This window comes from Paraburkholderia sp. BR14374 (assembly GCF_040948685.1).
GTDB classification, from domain to species: domain Bacteria; phylum Pseudomonadota; class Gammaproteobacteria; order Burkholderiales; family Burkholderiaceae; genus Paraburkholderia; species Paraburkholderia youngii.
In genome coordinates this window covers 1-15648 of the sequence record NZ_JBFPKF010000041.1, presented here as the reverse complement: position 1 = coordinate 15648, position 15648 = coordinate 1, and the positions used below count along the sequence as shown (strand labels likewise).

Annotated in this window: 11 protein-coding genes and 2 pseudogenes; 7 read left to right on the top strand and 6 right to left on the bottom strand. The window is 56.0% G+C overall.

The window, feature by feature from the left end; genetic code table 11:
- Positions 1 to 356: 356 nt before the first annotated feature.
- The 5 genes from AB3X86_RS36500 to fghA form a co-directional block, all read right to left on the bottom strand.
- A protein-coding gene (locus AB3X86_RS36500) for an IS5 family transposase (protein ID WP_368599715.1) occupies positions 357 to 1311 on the bottom strand; the annotation gives its coding sequence in 2 pieces (ribosomal slippage) (positions 357 to 1181 and positions 1183 to 1311; 954 coding nt in all).
- Between the two features lie 122 nt (positions 1312 to 1433).
- A complete protein-coding gene (locus tag AB3X86_RS36495) occupies positions 1434 to 1871 on the bottom strand; it encodes an FAD-dependent oxidoreductase (RefSeq protein ID WP_368599714.1) in 438 nt (145 codons plus the stop codon).
- Between the two features lie 145 nt (positions 1872 to 2016).
- Complete coding sequence (locus AB3X86_RS36490) at positions 2017 to 3192, bottom strand: aminotransferase class V-fold PLP-dependent enzyme (protein WP_368599713.1); 1176 nt, start codon at positions 3190 to 3192, stop codon at positions 2017 to 2019.
- 100 nt (positions 3193 to 3292) lie between these two features.
- Entirely contained in the window at positions 3293 to 4594 is a 1302-nt protein-coding gene (locus AB3X86_RS36485; RefSeq protein ID WP_368599712.1) for a dicarboxylate/amino acid:cation symporter, read from the bottom strand.
- Positions 4595 to 4656: 62 nt separating this feature from the next.
- A complete protein-coding gene (fghA, locus tag AB3X86_RS36480) occupies positions 4657 to 5499 on the bottom strand; it encodes an S-formylglutathione hydrolase (protein WP_368599711.1) in 843 nt (280 codons plus the stop codon).
- A 383-nt stretch (positions 5500 to 5882) separates the two neighbouring features.
- Here fghA and AB3X86_RS36475 point away from each other — a divergent pair.
- Together AB3X86_RS36475 and AB3X86_RS36470 are read left to right on the top strand one after the other, a co-directional pair.
- Positions 5883 to 7410, top strand: a pseudogene (locus AB3X86_RS36475) (aspartate ammonia-lyase).
- Between the two features lie 137 nt (positions 7411 to 7547).
- On the top strand, positions 7548 to 8393 hold the full coding sequence (locus AB3X86_RS36470; protein WP_368599710.1) for an IclR family transcriptional regulator: 846 nt from the start codon (positions 7548 to 7550) through the stop codon (positions 8391 to 8393).
- Between the two features lie 142 nt (positions 8394 to 8535).
- Here AB3X86_RS36470 and ectB read toward each other — a convergent pair whose 3' ends face one another.
- Positions 8536 to 9846, bottom strand: a complete 1311-nt coding sequence (ectB, locus tag AB3X86_RS36465) for a diaminobutyrate--2-oxoglutarate transaminase (RefSeq protein ID WP_368599709.1) — start codon at positions 9844 to 9846, stop codon at positions 8536 to 8538.
- Positions 9847 to 10776: 930 nt separating this feature from the next.
- Here ectB and AB3X86_RS36460 point away from each other — a divergent pair.
- The 5 genes and pseudogenes from AB3X86_RS36460 to AB3X86_RS36440 form a co-directional block, all read left to right on the top strand.
- Complete coding sequence (locus AB3X86_RS36460) at positions 10777 to 12102, top strand: peptide ligase PGM1-related protein (protein WP_368599708.1); 1326 nt, start codon at positions 10777 to 10779, stop codon at positions 12100 to 12102.
- Positions 12103 to 12129: 27 nt separating this feature from the next.
- Complete coding sequence (locus AB3X86_RS36455; RefSeq protein WP_368599707.1) at positions 12130 to 13041, top strand: DMT family transporter; 912 nt, start codon at positions 12130 to 12132, stop codon at positions 13039 to 13041.
- Positions 13019 to 13849: an aspartate/glutamate racemase family protein gene (locus AB3X86_RS36450; protein WP_368599706.1), complete on the top strand. Its 831-nt coding sequence runs from the start codon at positions 13019 to 13021 to the stop codon at positions 13847 to 13849. Before AB3X86_RS36455 ends, AB3X86_RS36450 begins: the two co-directional genes overlap by 23 nt.
- Positions 13839 to 15173: a serine hydroxymethyltransferase gene (gene glyA, locus AB3X86_RS36445; protein WP_368599705.1), complete on the top strand. Its 1335-nt coding sequence runs from the start codon at positions 13839 to 13841 to the stop codon at positions 15171 to 15173. The genes AB3X86_RS36450 and glyA overlap by 11 nt, the downstream gene beginning before the upstream one ends.
- Positions 15174 to 15566: 393 nt before the next feature.
- Positions 15567 to 15648: pseudogene (locus AB3X86_RS36440) on the top strand (IS5/IS1182 family transposase); the annotation flags it as partial.

Genomic DNA, 15648 nt, shown 5'->3' with positions numbered 1-15648 from the left:
GCTCTTCGGCCCCATCGGCAACATTCCACCTGCCGAGGCAGAAGCCGCTTACTATGCAAATCTCGCTGAGTCTGTCACTGTGGCATGACGCAAGCAAAACGGTCTCCGGAAAACCCGGGGCGGCTCATGTCGTACGCGGAACTGTCACTGCGCAGAACACAACGGAAGCACGCCGGCTGACTTAATTCAGCTTCACCCTTGGCGTAAAGGAAGGTCTGCATAACGCGCATTTCGAGCGCTGACCTTCTATATTTTCCGCAGTGGCGGTGATGAGAATTTGTTGAGTCGTTAAGGCGCCTGCGATTTACGCCGCTCCGTGCAGCGCTACTGAGGCGCAAGACACGGCGCCTCGGTTATCAAGCCTTGCGCAAAGCTCTACGCGCCATCCATAGATTGCTCAGAGCAAACAACGTCGTGATCTGGGCTGCGTTCTTCATCAAACCTCGATATCGGGTCTTCGTGTAGGCAAACTGCCGCTTGAGGACGCGGAACGGATGTTCGACCTTGGCGCGGACGCCGGCCTTCAGCCGCTCGATCTGATCGTATATCGCGTCCAAACGATCACTCAGATCCAGCTTTTTGCGCTTGCCTGGTCTCATCGCGATGTGCCAGCGCACCCCGCCAGTCTCGCGACGCTTTTCGATCCCCTGATATCCCGCGTCAGCGTACACGTCCGTTTCCTGGCCGTGCAATAGCGCATGAGCCTCCGTAATGTCGTGGACGTTGGCCGCCGTGCCGATGACGGTGTGGACCAGGCCCGACTCTGCGTCCACGCCGATGTGCGCTTTCATTCCGAAGTACCAGTTACCGCTTTTCTGCGTCTGACGCATCTCGGGATCGCGCGTTCCGGAGTTGTTTTTCGTCGAACTGGGCGCCGGAATCAACGTGGCATCGACGACCGACCCGGTCTTGAGCATCAGGCCTTTGTCCACCAGGATTTCATTGACCAGCGCGAGCATCTGCGCAGCCAGTCCATGCGCTTCGAGAAGGTGACGAAACCGTAGAATCGTGCTCTCGTCCGGCAAACGCGTCATGCCGCCGTCAACTCCTGCGAAGTCACGATACAGCGGCACGTCATATAACGCTTCTTCCATCGCTGGATCGGACAGACCAAACCACTGTTGCATAAAATGAATGCGCAGCATCGTCGCGATCGGGAACGGCGGCCGTCCAGTCTTGCACAGTCGGATAGTGCGGGTCGATCAGCGCAATGAGCTTCAACCAAGGCACAACGCGTCGCATCTCATCGAGAAATTCTCGCTTACGCGTGCGCTTCGTTGTCAGATCCAGGTCAAGTCCAAGTTGCGTCATCTGGGCTCTCCTCAACTCACTCCCTTCATCCCAGGATAGTTCACCGAAATCTCAATGCCAGGACTTTTGCAGACCTTCCTAAACAATCGGCCAAGTCCGTGGGCTGCAATCAGAAAGATAGTTCACCGCAGGCCCGGGACAGCCATAAGATGCTTTCGATATAGCGCTGCGTACATGAGCTTTGCGACAAAGCCATCTACGAAGAATTTTCCAGTGCTGCTGATAGCGGCCAAACTACCTACTGCCGTTGGCGAGGCTAATGACACCAAGGAACCGTCGACTCCAGAAAGCAGGACCTTTGTTACGGCCGTCGAGACCCTCACCGAAATGTCCGTCTTCTCGAGGAGACAGCAGGTCGCGGTTGAAACCTTCTCCGGCAGCGCGGGCAGGACTCGATCGCCTCGTTCCAGCAACGTGACGCGCATGGCGGCCGAACTCTCTGAAAGCAACCTGTACTGCTTGAGCGTCCTTTCCACGCGACGGAGTTCTGCCGCCAACTCTACACCCGTAGCACCTCCGCCTAAGCACTTGACATTGCTGGACCCTGAAGGGAGTGACACAGGCGTCGTAAAGATTCACTTCGATGCGGTGGACCGTCACTGCTAAAGACATGCAGTGTTGACTCTCAGCACCACCTTTTCTCTCAGTTCGTCTATGCAGTGGACGGGCACACGCCACCCCTTTCTCACATAGGTTTGTACTCCTTCAGTCTACCTGCGCGACAACGGCAGCCGAGGTCTCGCGGAGGCCTGTGTGAATCACGTCGACAAGACGCTTGATATCGTCTGCGGTGTTGAACATTGCGAGCGAAATCCGAATCCCGCCGCGCTCCGGAGAAACGCGCACGTCGTTGCGTGCAAAGTGGTCCGCCCACTTCTGGACCGGCAAGTCCAGGACATAGATATGATTGCGCTGTCCGCGCTCGCGCGGACCTACGACCTTCACGTCGAGCTCATCGAGTTCGCTGAGCAACTGGTCACCCAGTTCCGTCACATGCTTCTGAATATTGCTCACGCCCACGCTCTCGATAAGCTTGATTGCCGCATCCAGCGCATGCAGGTCCGGAAGGTTCACATTGCCGAACTCGAAGCGAAGTGCGTCCTTCCGAACAGCCATGTCTTCCTGGCGCGCGATGTAGTCGGCCGGCGGGTTCAGCATGCTCGACATGGCGAGATACGCCGGGCGCAATTCGTCGAGACCATCTGCCACGTACAGAACACCCAGACCTTGCGGCACCAGCAAACCCTTGTGCGTACCGGCTGCGAGCACCGACATGTTCAGCGCCTTGACGTCGACCGGAATGACGCCGACCGACTGCATCGCATCGACCACCAGGTAGATGCTGCGGTCCTTGCACAGCTTGCCGATGCTCGCCAGATCGTGGACCTGACCAGCGTGGAACGTGACGTGAGAAAGCGTAACGACCTTCGTCCGCTCATCGATGAACGGCTCAAACGTCTTTGCCGTCGCGATTTCGTTGTCTTTGAGCGGGACGAAGCGAACCTCCACACCTTTGCGCTTCAGATTCAGCCATGCGTACGCGTTGTTCGGATGGTCACCTTCGATGAGCACGACGTTGTCGCCCGCTTCCAGCGGCACCGCGTTCGCGGCGATGTTCAGACCTTCCGACGTGTTCTTCGTAAAGGCGATTTCCGACGGCGACGCATTGAAGAAGCGCGCTACGTTTGCGCGCGTCTGTTCGACGCGGCGAACCCAGACAGGCTTCGGGCCGGCCATCTCGTAGCCTTCGGTCAGGAAGGAATACAGCGCGTCGCGGACCGGCAGGGACAGCGGGGTCTGGTGAGCCGAATCGAGGTACAGCTGACGCTTGGTGACGGGAAACTGTTCGCGGACGAATGCAAGCTTTTCGGTGGCATTCATTTTCTATCTCACTTCAAGGAGTATTGGAACGGAGCCCCAGCAGAAGGCGTGTGGTCAATGTCGGATGGCTGTCGCAAATACGACGCAGAGCGAGCTTCGGTCAAACGTGAAGCGGGTCGGGGTCGCCATGGTCGTGAATTTCCTGCGTTGTCGTTACCACCAATTCGCGTTTTGCTTCGCGCTTCGCTTCAAATTTGGCGATGACGGCGCAGGCGATGCTGTTGCCAACAACGTTGGTCACGGTGCGGCCCATGTCGATGAAGGTGTCAGCTGCCAGCAACAAGGCAATGCCTTCCGCCGGGATGCCGAAGAGCGGCAACGTCGCAGCCACCACAACAATCGATGCGCGCGGAACCCCTGCAATGCCTTTGCTCGACACCAACATCACCAGCAGCATGCCGATTTGCTGCTCAAACGACATGTGGATGCCGTAGACCTGCAGAAGGAAGACAGAGGCGAACGCCTGGTACATCATCGAGCCATCGGCATTGAATGAGTACGCCAGCGGCAGCACGAACGAGGTGATGCGGTTCGAGATGCTAAACTTTTCAAGCTGCTCGAGCATCTTCGGGAAAGTTGCTTCGCTGCTCGAGGTCGAGAACGCAATGAGCATCGGTTCTTTTACGATACCGAGCAGGCGGAAAACAGCCTTTCCGAGGAACAGGAACCCGACTGCTGCCAGACACGCGCAGAGCAGAAGCATGCCGGAATACACACCACCGATGAACTTGCCATATGTTGCGAGCACGCCCAAGCCTTGCACCGTCACAACCGAGGCAACGGCGGCGAAGACACCGACCGGAGCGAAACCCATCACGAAGTCGGTCACTCGCAACATCACCTTGAATGCGCCCTCGATGGAGTGGTTCAAGCGTCGGATGGCAGGTTCCTTGTCGCCGTAAGCAGAGACCGCAAATCCGAAGAAGAGCGCGAACACCAGAATTGCGACCACATCGTTCTGCGCCATTGCAGAGAAGATGCTCTGTGGCACGATGTGCGCGATAAAGTTCTTCAAACTGAACGCAGCGGTGCTCACTTCGCCTGCTGCATCCGTGTGCGGCGGCGTTACGCCAACGCCAAGCGCCATGTGATTGGACAGCGCGAGCCCAAGTACAAGGGAAAGAACGGATGCAGCAACAAACCAGAGCATGGCGCGAATGCCTACCCGGCCGACGTCACCTGGGTTCTCGCAATGGCTCATGCCTGCGACCACGCCGGTAAAGACTAGCGGGGCAATAATCATCTTGATGAGACGCAAGAAGATGTCGGTCAGCGTCGACAGGTATCCTGCAATCTGCTTGTTGAGCTCGGCCGAGCCCGTCGTGCTGTGGATGACTGCGCCTACCGCCACACCGGCGATGAGTGCAATCAGAATCCACGTAGAAAGTCGAATGCGCTTCATGGTCGTCTCCTCCGAAGAACTTACGACTGGTTCCCAGTCCTGGCTAGGGCATCGCTTCGCAATCACGCGAGCAGGTAGCGCGCGTGATGCTCAAGATGTGACGCGATGAAGGTTGAAATGAAAAAGTAGCTATGGTCGTAACCAGCCCGACGGCGAAGTCGCAACGGAACGTCACCTCGAGCGGCCGCTTCGACCAAAAGGTCCGGCTTCAATTGTGTTTTGAGGAATTCGTCTGCTTCGCCTTGGTCGACCAGAATCTCAGAACCGCTCCAGCCGATTTCTGCGATCAGCTGCGTCGCGTCATATTTGGCCCACTGCGACCGGTCATCGCCGAGGTACCCAGTCAAGGCCCTCTCGCCCCATGGGCATTGGCTGGGAGCGCAAATCGGGGAGAAGGCGGAAATCGTACGGAACAACGTGGGATTGCGAAGACCAATCGTCAGTGCGCCGTGCCCTCCCATCGAATGCCCGGAAATGCCGAAACGCGTCGGGTCGACTGCAAAGTGCGATGCAACCAGTTCGGGCAGTTCGCCCACAAGGTACGGGTACATCCGGAAATTCCTGGACCAAGGTTCCTGAGTCGCGTCGACGTAGAAGCCGGCACCCTGGCCGAAGTCATATGCATCGTCGTTCGGGATTTCGACCCCACGAGGACTGATGTCAGGCGCAATGATGGCAATACCGAGCGCGCTGGCAGCATGCTGCGCCCCCGCCTTCGTGATGAAGTTCTGCTCGGTACAGGTCAGCCCGGAAAGCCAAAACACTGCAGGGACGGGTTGGCTGACGGATGCAGGCGGAAGATACACACCAAAGCGCATGTCACATTTCAGCGTGTCGGATTTGTGCGAGTAGACGCCCTGAGTGCCGTCGAAGCAGGGGCTGGTCGAAACGAGTTCAAGGCTCATATCGAGTCCTCTAGGACCTGAACCCTCGCCTTCAACGCAACTGCTGCTCGTACGTTCATTCAATCCCTCTCTTGTGAAAGCAAAACCGCCAGATGGGGTGAGCTCAATGACCAGTACCGATTTTTGGTTCTTTACGTTCCATTGTCAATAACCTGCCTTATCCGTCTATACTGAACAGCCCAGCCGTCCATGAGCCGACAACCTCGTAGATATAGGCATATCGCGGAAATTGACTGCGTCCGGCCATAGAGTTCGCTAGGGATAATCCCTATGTGAAGTGCTGTTTAGTGGAATTTAATGATTCCATTTTTTGGACTACATCGCCTATACTGTGTTCAACATGCAGGTTCAGCGACTTGTAACTTCACACGAGAGACATTGCGATGACCCAGATTAGGTGCACCCGGCGTGAGCACGACCTGCTCGGCGACCGAGAGGTGCCCAATGAAGCGCTTTACGGCGTTCATACGCTTCGAGCATTGGAGAACTTCCCAATCAGCGGCATCGCTATCAGCCAGTACGGTGGACTGGTCCGAGCGCTCGCGGAAATCAAGCTGGCGGCCGTTCAGACGAATGCGGAACGCGGGCTCATCGACCCGAAGCGAACGAAGGCAATTGCAGCAGCCTGCGCGGAAATCATCGATGGCAAGCACCATGAGCACTTCGTCGTCGATGTCATGGAGGGTGGCGCTGGTACGTCGAGCAACATGAACGCGAACGAGGTGATCGCGAATCGAGCCCTCGAAATTCTCGGCTCAGAACGGGGCGACTAACACCGTCTTCATCCTAACGAGCACGTCAACATCGGTCAGAGCACCAACGACGTGTATCCGCCTGCCATCAAGCTTGCGCTGCAGTTCCACATCGACGAACTGCTAAGCGCCATGCGCTACCTCCGCGAGGCTTTCCAGCTCAAAGCGGAGGAATTTGCCGGCATGCTGAAGATGGGGTGCACGCAGCTCCAGGACGCTGTGCCGATGACGCTCGGGCAAGAGTCCAGCACCTACGCCGTCATGCTTGAAGAAGACGAGGCACGTTTGGCAGAGGCTCGACTGCTGCTCCTTGAAATCAATCTTGGCGCGACCGCCATTGGAACTGGTATCACCGCGCACCCGGATTATGCGGCCGGAGTCTGCCGCCACCTCTGTGACAACACCGGTTACGCCTTCCTTACTGCCGGCAATCTGGTCGAAGCAACGCAAGACTGCGGCGCGTTCGTACAGGTATCAGGCGTTCTCAAGCGCATCGCCGTAAAGCTTTCGAAGACGTGCAACGACTTGCGGCTGTTATCGTCCGGTCCTCGCTGCAGCTTGGGAGAAATCCAGCTTCCCTCGCTGCAGCTTGGGAGAAATCCAGCTTCCTCCAGTGCAGGCCGGCTCCAGCATCATGCCGGGCGAGGTCAACCCGGTCGTTCCGGAAGTGGTGAACGAGATCGCATCCGAAGTTATCGGCAATGACCTGACCGTCACGATGGCCGCGGAAGCCGGGCAACTCCAGCTCAATGCGTTTGAACCCACTATTGCGTTCAGCCTCTTCAAGAGCATTCAACGTCTGGCTGCCGGCTGCAAAACGCTTGCCGACCGCTGCGTACGCGGCATCGTGGCAAACCATGAGCAATTGCGCGCCAGCGTCGAGCGGTCGATTGGCGTGGTCACAGCGTTGAACCCGTACATCGGGTGCGCGAACGCGACAAAAATCGCCCGCGAAGCGCTCGAAACCGGCGCGCGAGTCTACGACCTGGTTTTGACGCAAGGCCTCCTGTCGAAGACGGACCTTGACCGCATTCTTGACCCGCTGGCGCTCACCGTTCCGGAAAACCAGCCTCGTTCCTATTCGCTGGCTCCCGAAATACCGATCAGCTGCGAGCCACGCGCGGATGCAGTTTTACCGGTTCCCGATGAAGCTCACTAAATCCAAAAAGATGCCCGGCGACCGTTCTGGCCTTCTGGCACTTAAACTTATCGGGTATCCTTATCCGTCTACACACCGCACAAATCGCCCGGAGTAAGCGCCCCGGGCGTGCCTACAGAGCGCCAACTACGAACGTCATGCACAAGGTTGATACCCCGATTCCTGACACGTCTGAGCCAGAAGTTTCTCCAACTGAGCGTGCGTTCCACATCATCGAGATGACGGCTCAACTCGGCCGCGTAACGACTGCGGAGATCGTGACGGCGCTTGGCATTCCCAAGACAACTGCTCACCGGTTGGTGGGCAATCTTGAAGAGTTCGGATTCCTTGAGCATGGGATGGAGCGTGGCCGGTATCAGGTTGGTCATCGCCTGCTCGAACTCGCCGCCAATATTCTGGCTGCGTCAACGTCCCACGGACCGATACACGCATTGCTGATGGAACTGTCGCGTCGGACTGCGGAGACGGTCAGCTTGGGCGTAATGCGTGGTTCTGAAGTGGTGTACATCGACAGCGCCATCGGCAACTCACCGCTCACCCTGAACTTCCAGAAAGGACACCGTGCTCCGGCTCACTGCACATCCAGCGGACGAGTCTTTCTCGCAAACATGGAGAAGAAGCAACTCGACGCCTACATGCTGAGCGGGCCCTGGGAGCCAATCACGCCGTACACCATCGTGGACCCCGACCGGCTCCGGCTCGAGATTGAGCAAGTGCGCAAGCAGGGTTACGCGACCAATGACTCGGAGTTTGCCATCGGCGTAGTCGGCGCAGCCGTCCCCATCGCTGGTCCCACCGGTCGCATCATTGCCTGCCTGAGCATCTCAGCGCCGAAGGCGCGCAAATCGCTCGAAGAAATAACGCTACTCGTGCCGATGATGCAAGCTGCGGCGCTGCGTATCACCAAGATTCTCAGTACGGTTGGCTCGGGAGATGTCGAAGACGAACCTGAAGTCAAAACCCCTCGGCGCAAGCGATCCTAAACTACAAGGGCGACCCAAACGGTCGCAGGATTCCGTGCATGTAAATCAGCGCAGGACGGAATCATCAACTCAAGTGTGAGGCGGTGTCCGGAAGTACGGGGGCAAATCCAATCTTTCTAACGCGCGCGAATAGCATGAACATCTATCCCAACAAATTTTCGATGCTGCTTCTCAGTATTTGCACTGCTTCCTCGATCTGATCATCAGTCGTGAGCAGCGGACAAAGACATTTGATCACTTGGCCAGAATCGCCGGATGTTTCAATAATTAGCCCCTGTCGGAACGCCTCGGCAATAATCTTGGTTGCCAAGACGCCAGATTGAACGTCAATGCCGCGCATCAGTCCGAGCCCGCGTTCCTCGGCCTCAACTTGATGGAAGCGCAATAGATCTATGAGCCCGAGAAAGCCTTCCCTAACAATTTCTCCTTTCCGCTGCACCTCCTCTGCGAGCGCATCGTCGGACCAGAAGCATTCCAGTGCCTTGGCTGCGGTAATCATAGCTGCATTGTTTCCGCGGAACGTACCGTTGTATTGTCCGGCCTCCCAATGATCATGTTCAGGCCGAATCAAGACCTGCGAAAAAGGCAATCCAAATCCCGACAGCGATTTCGAGTTGGTCACGAGATCCGGCACCACCCCGGCGTGCTCGAAGCTGAAGAACCGGCCGGTCCTGCCGCAACCCGCCTGGATGTCGTCGATGATCAAAAGAATGTCTTGATCTCGACAGATCTTCTCCAGCTCTCGCAGCCACGCTGGAGAAGCGACATTGATCCCACCTTCTCCCTGCACGACTTCAACGATGACAGCAGCCGGGTGGTCAAGACCGCTGGAGCGATCGCTCAGGCATTTTTTGAAATACTTTAATGTGTCGACACCTTTGCCAAAATAATTGTCGAACGGCATGAACGCGTTGCCTACCAAGGGCAAACCGGCAACGCTCCGAAACTTCGCATTTCCGGTGAGCGCGAGCGAACCCATGGTTATCCCGTGGAAGCCGTTGGTGAACGAAACGATAGTACTTCGTTTCTTAATTTTCCGAGCTAAGCGGATTGCGGCCTCGACCGCGTTGGTGCCGGTGGGGCCCGTCAGATGCACTTTGTAGTCAAGCCCGCGAGACTTCAAGATCAGACGGTCGAAGGTGTCGAGATAAGCGTATTTCGCTGCAGTCCAAAGGTCCAGTGAATGAACCATGTTGTCGCCCCGAAAATACTCGATGAGCGACTCCTTCAGAGCCGGATGATTATGCCCGTAATTGAGCGCTCCCGCGCCTGCTAAGAAGTCGATATAGCGTCGGCCATCGATAGAATAGACCTCCGAACCCCGAGCCTTGGAGAAAATGACTGGGAAAGCGCGCGAATAGGTGCGGACATTTGATTCTATACTACTTAGCTTATCGGTCATATTATCCATTTTCCATTCCTTAATAAAAATAATTTGAATGCTTCTTTTCATCTAACCATCTTTTATCCCAACATTCCGCAAGCCGGGCCGGCGCATGACGTTCCTTTGGGGCGCGATAGCGCCCAATATTGCATATTTCGTTGTAAATGGCGTGGAGACACGAACACCTAGAGATCGGGTTAAGGAAGTAGGACCAACCAAACGGTGTCTCCCTCTAGCGATGCGCAAACCTCTCGAAATGCAGTTGCCCGGGGTGCACGATGAAAATCCCGTACGTCATGCGCGTTGGAAGAAGGGCAACACATGCCATGTATCTTGCGTTCCGTATGCTATTTACTCGGACAGCAAGAGCCGTACCGATCGTGAGAAATTCGCTGGAAATGCCGTGCTTGTGGAACTTAGTCGGGGGCGCCCGCGGTCTTGGTGTTGCAATTATGTCGGTAACGTCCGTTTTGTCGGGAAGAGGACATGGCGGCACGGCGCAATTCACTAACAGATATTCCCCACACTACCCTCCTACTGTCCATCTGCGAGGATTCGGCCGAGATGGCTCGAATAATGCATAGCGCGTATGCGTCTTCCTTAAAGCGTGACGCAAAATGCGCAGAGCAATGGAAATTGCTATGTGATGCTAGGTTGCGGCCGTCTTGCTATCAGGGCTTCCGCAACGGTCACTCATGTTACCAAACGGTGAATCTTTTGAATATTATTGTGAAGCGGTATGGCTCGTCTCATTTTCGGAGAACACTGATTTGATACGTATCCCGAAATTGCGTCGAATGCCGGTTTTCGATGCTGTTCATTCTTGGTCAAGCGGATACCGGAATCGCTGGATCCTCGAAGTGGCGCCGCGCATGAAGGCAGTGTATCCCAAGCGCCCGCAGTTTTTCGATTGAGTTTCTGTGAGCGATGCTAGCTTCTCTCGGCACGGCTCTATGTGCCGATTGAAATCTACAACACGATTGTTAGAAAACCTAATAGATGCCTACTTTATTCCTCGGAAATGCTGACACAGACGCTATGGTCAATAACCCGCGCAGCCTCAGCAAACTTTATAGGCAGTCCAGCGCTAGAGCTTCCCGGAGACATTTATGGATGATGTCGCCAGGAGACGCCATCATCCTACCGTCTGCAGGAGACGATCAGCATGTTCATTATGTGGAGGAGTCGCTTCAAATTTGCTCGGGATCTCTCCACGTATTCTATGTGCACGGTCGGTCCGATGATCCATATCCAATGAGTTTAGAAAGTCTCAAAAATCCTGAGATCCTCCACTCATTGCGGAAAATCGGCGTGCACGGAAAGGAATGGTCAATTGAGCCGTACATAGCAGACGATGTGGCTTTCGACTTCGGCAAGCTGATCGATGTCCCAGTCCGATTTGGCCGTTTCGGAACACCGACGCGCGAGGTCGCGGACCTATTCAATGACAAGCGAGTTTTTCGAGCGTTGGCCGCGGGTCTGCACGTCCCCATTGCAAACGGACGGACATGTGGATCGCAAGCGCAACTGGCTTCTGCGTTGCGAGAAATCACGCCCCTTTCCGGGGCATCGATTGTAAAACTTGATCGGCACTCAGGGGCCGAAGGCAACGTGCTTGTTGCGGCAGATGACATAACCAGCGCGCCTGGCGCACAAAAGGTCTTTCGTGTTTCGGATTCGCGACAGTACAACTCTGTCGCGCATCAGGTATATACGGAACTTAGTCGAGGTCATACGCCGTTCTTTGTCGTAGAGAGCTATCGCCGCTCCGTACATTCGGTGGGTATTCACTATCTATTGAGCGAGAATTCGGTCGATTTTAACGGTATCGCGGACATCCGGCTCGCGCCGGCGTACTCGGGGATGTTTTGGCCTACCGTTTTACCGGAGGCCGTCGTGCATAAGCTCCTCGCTGAGGCACAAAAACTGGCTAACGATATTGCCCGATTCGGGCACCGCGGCCCAGTCAGCATCGATGCAATAGTCGATTTGAACGGCGAAATCATGGTGAATGAGGTCAACGCGCGTCATGGCGGCTTTAGCGCGGCGAAGGCGATTATTGACAGAGTTCGAGGACGGTGCCTCATGAGCACACCATTTGTCGCGGCGACCAGAGGTAATCTAAGTTGTGACGTGGACTTTGAATCGCTGTGCTCGCTTCTGGAGCGGGAGGGGTTGAGCTTCACACAGTCTACAGGAGCAGGAATCCTTATTCCCGTTGAGGATCTGCGCAACAGCGGACGCATAGAAATTCTTACCATAGCAGCATCAAGGACGGAGTTGGAGCGGCTCGAAGATCGCTTCGTACAATTGGTGTGCCGCTGACGCAGGATGAAAAGGATAGGTGAGCATATGTTGCTGAAGCAAACCCAAAGCATCCTTAATAGGAAAAAGCTGCATGGAATCGCGTTCATGTCCGCCGCGACGTTTCTTTTTGCAGTGGTCGATGCGATCGCCAAACCCATTTCGTTGAGATATCCACCGAACGAAATAATGTTTTTCCGGATGTTGTTCGGATTGGCCCCTGCCGTCTTTCTGTGCCGGTTTGGCATGGCCCAGCAAAAGGAGCTAAAGGTCCATCGCTTCGGCGGACATTTTCTCAGAGCGGTGCTGGCGCTCGGCTCGATGGGATTGTTTTTTGCCGGTCTTCCGCACATGCCGTTGGCGACTGCGGTGACTTTGCAGTACACGGAGCCGATTTTCATTAGCATATTCGCGATCATTTTCCTCTCGGAGCGCTTCTGCATTGCGATAGCGGTGGCGTCGGCGGCCGGATTTATCGGAGTTTCCCTGGTTTCTCCGCCGCTTTCCGGAAGCAACCAGTCGTTGCTTGCAGTGACTCTGATCGTGCTTAGCGCCATGTTCGGAGCAGGCTCGGTAATTCAGATCAAGAAACTGTCGCGCACCGAAGAACCGGCAGTCATCGTCTTGTATTTCACCATCATCGCGACGATTTTGAGCGGGCTATCTCTTTTGGTGGCCTGGGTCACCCCAAGCGTCGAGGATCTCGGACACATGGCTTTGCTGGGGGTAGCCGCTGGCGTTGGACAACTCATGCTCACTATCGCTTTCAAAAACGCGACTGCTTCTCTGCTCGCCCCCTTTAGCTATTTCGGTGTAGTTTGGGCGATTTTTTTTGGCTACCTTTTCTGGAGCGAAGTCGTCTCTATACGTGCAGCGCTTGGGTCAATTGTGATCATCGGAGGCGCACTCTATCTGGGTATCTCCAACAAGGCCGCAGATGAGACCAACGCAGCTGCCTGATACGCGCGTCATTTTAGTCAAGATTTCCAGCCAGGAGCACAATGTGTCAACGAACGTCAGAATCGGCGAGGGTCGCCTCGGTATACTTGGGGGAATGGGAAGCGAGGCCACCGCTTTTTTCCTCCGGACATTGGCACGGCGATCAAGGTCAACCTCAGATCAGCATCACGTACCATTCGTCCTGTTGTCCTGTCCCGAAATCCCCGACCGTTCGCGGGCGATAGAACAGGGCAACCCTGCCGTGCCAGCAATCATTCAGATGCGGTTAGCGCAGCTTGAGGACATAGGATGCGGTGCCATCGCAATCGCCTGCAATACAGCACACTATTGGCGAGGGAACTTCGCCTCCGCACTGCACGTGCCGATGATTGACATGGTGCAGGCGACAGCGCTTCACGCTGCGCGGCTAGGCGCAACAAAGGTAATCGTCCTGGGCACTCGTTCCACAATGAACCTCGGCTTGTACGACCACGCACTGAATGATCTTAACGTCCAGTCGATTCGCGTCAGTGACGAAATTGTCGACCGGACAAGTGTAGCGATTGCCCTTGCCAAGTCAGGAAACCAAGACCAAGCGAAGGAGCAGCTGGCGCACGTCGTTGATGCCTGCCGATCAGTAAACTCCGACACTATTATCCTCGGCTGCACAGAACTATCTATGTTAGCTGCGAGCGATGCAACGGCCGCCGATTTTGTCGACTCGGAAGTTTGCCTCGCTGACGCCTGTATCCGTTGGTGGCTCGCGCGAAGAGGCGAGGATGGGAACGTAGGAGTGTCTCGATCCGAGGAGTCAGTAAATGGCGCCTGACTACACACGGAGGCTCGGATTTGCCTCCGGGGAATGTTATGACCGAAATGACAGTCTGGCTATCGAAGATCCCGAGCTCGCTAGTCTTTTGCAATCCGAAAGCAGACGGCAGCGAGAGTCGGTCACTCTGGTGGCGTCTGAGAATTTCTCTTCGCCCCGCGTTCGAGCGCTAGAAGGCAGTCTGCTAGGAGACAAAAACGCCGAAGGGTATCCGGGTAAGCGATGTGTCGCTGGGTGCGAACACGTGGACGCGATTGAGGCGCTAGCCATCGCGCGTTTAAAGGCGCTGTTTGGCTGCGAGCACGCAAACGTTCAGGCGATGAGCGCGACCATCGCGAATGTGGCGCTCCTACAGGCGGTATTGAAGCCTGGTGATGCAATCCTTTCTATGCGCTTGGCGGATGGAGGGCACCTGAGCCATGGAGCGCCGTTTCATGTCAGCGGGCAGTTGTATCACGTACAACACTATGGGGTAAGTGAGACAACGGAGCAGATCGATATGGACCGAGTCCGCGATATCGCAGCGCAGGTCCGGCCGAAACTAATCATATGCGGCGGCTCTTCCTATCCCCGCAACATCGATTATGCAGCATTCGCCGAAGTCGCTAAAGAAACGGACGCGCTCATTTGGGCTGATATCGCGCATGTCGCAGGTCTAATGGCTGCGCGCGTTGTTCCTTCTGCAGTGCCACACGCACACTTTGTGACCTCGTCGACGCACAAGACGTGGCGGGGACCGCGCGGCGGAGCCGTTCTGATGTGTCGGCAAGAGTGGGGGTATGCTGTCGACCGAGCCATATTCCCGGGTATTCAAGGCGCACCGAAAATGGACATGATTGCGGCAAGAGCCGCTCTTTTCAAGGAAACGGCTGAACCGGAATTCGTTCAGTATTCCAAGGCCGTTCTTGAGAACGCCAACGCGCTGGCTGAGGGGCTTCTGCAAGAGGGTGTTCGGTTGGTCTCCGGGGGTACAGACACCCATTTGTTGCTGGCCGACGTAACGCGATTCGGGCTTTCAGGTTTGGACGCTGAGAGACTTCTAATGGAGATTGGTGTGACCGCGAATAAGAACGTGATTCCGTTCGACAAGCGGCCCCCGAGTTCGTCCAGCGGCGTGCGGATGGGAAGCGCCGCGATGACCACTAGAGGACTCGGCCCATCAGAGTTTCTCCGTATTGGAACGATGGTCGGTACCCTGTTGCGAAGGCCAGACAACTCGGCATACCGCATTCGCGCGAAGGCGGACCTCGCGGAAATGTTAGAAGGCCTCCCATTGTTTTCGCCACGCTGGCTCAGCGCCCCGAGTCGATCAAGCCGCGGCTGATTTTGCGCCAATCAAAGCAAGTGCATGTGGCAGACGCTGGTGCAGGTCTGCTTCCGCACGCGGCGGTTCGAGGATGGATACGTTGCGGGGCAATTCGGATGCGAGTTGCATTGTGGACGGCCCCGCGACTACCAGGTCCTTGACAAAGCGACGTTTTCAGTCGACTCCGGCAGATGGCGCAGGCTGCGACCAGCAGGTGCACCCGTCGAATGCGCTTCGATCAATCCCGGGGGAGCTACGCAGCAAAGCCACCCACTGATCGCGGATCTCATCAACTTGAAGGAAACGGCTTGGTTCCCCGATGGGCGGGCAAATTCCCCCACCTGTGGGCACCTAAAATCCCCCACCTAGAGGGTGTTAGGCACTTTATGTCGGACCTGGTATCCTGGCGGAATGAAAAAACGCAGGCCTTACCCAACGGATGTATCGGATGAAGAGTGGTACTTCGCCGCTCCGTACCTGACCTTGATGAACA

Excerpts from the sequence above, each read along its gene's own strand:
- AB3X86_RS36490 (WP_368599713.1), bottom strand. The coding sequence starts at position 3,192 with ATGAATGCCACCGAAAAGCTTGCATTCGTCCGCGAACAGTTTCCCGTC.
- AB3X86_RS36485 (WP_368599712.1), bottom strand. The coding sequence starts at position 4,594 with ATGAAGCGCATTCGACTTTCTACGTGGATTCTGATTGCACTCATCGCC.
- fghA (WP_368599711.1), bottom strand. The coding sequence starts at position 5,499 with ATGAGCCTTGAACTCGTTTCGACCAGCCCCTGCTTCGACGGCACTCAG.
- AB3X86_RS36470 (WP_368599710.1), top strand. The coding sequence starts at position 7,548 with ATGCACAAGGTTGATACCCCGATTCCTGACACGTCTGAGCCAGAAGTT.
- ectB (WP_368599709.1), bottom strand. The coding sequence starts at position 9,846 with ATGAAAAGAAGCATTCAAATTATTTTTATTAAGGAATGGAAAATGGAT.
- AB3X86_RS36460 (WP_368599708.1), top strand. The coding sequence starts at position 10,777 with ATGCCTACTTTATTCCTCGGAAATGCTGACACAGACGCTATGGTCAAT.
- AB3X86_RS36455 (WP_368599707.1), top strand. The coding sequence starts at position 12,130 with ATGTTGCTGAAGCAAACCCAAAGCATCCTTAATAGGAAAAAGCTGCAT.
- AB3X86_RS36450 (WP_368599706.1), top strand. The coding sequence starts at position 13,019 with ATGAGACCAACGCAGCTGCCTGATACGCGCGTCATTTTAGTCAAGATT.
- glyA (WP_368599705.1), top strand. The coding sequence starts at position 13,839 with ATGGCGCCTGACTACACACGGAGGCTCGGATTTGCCTCCGGGGAATGT.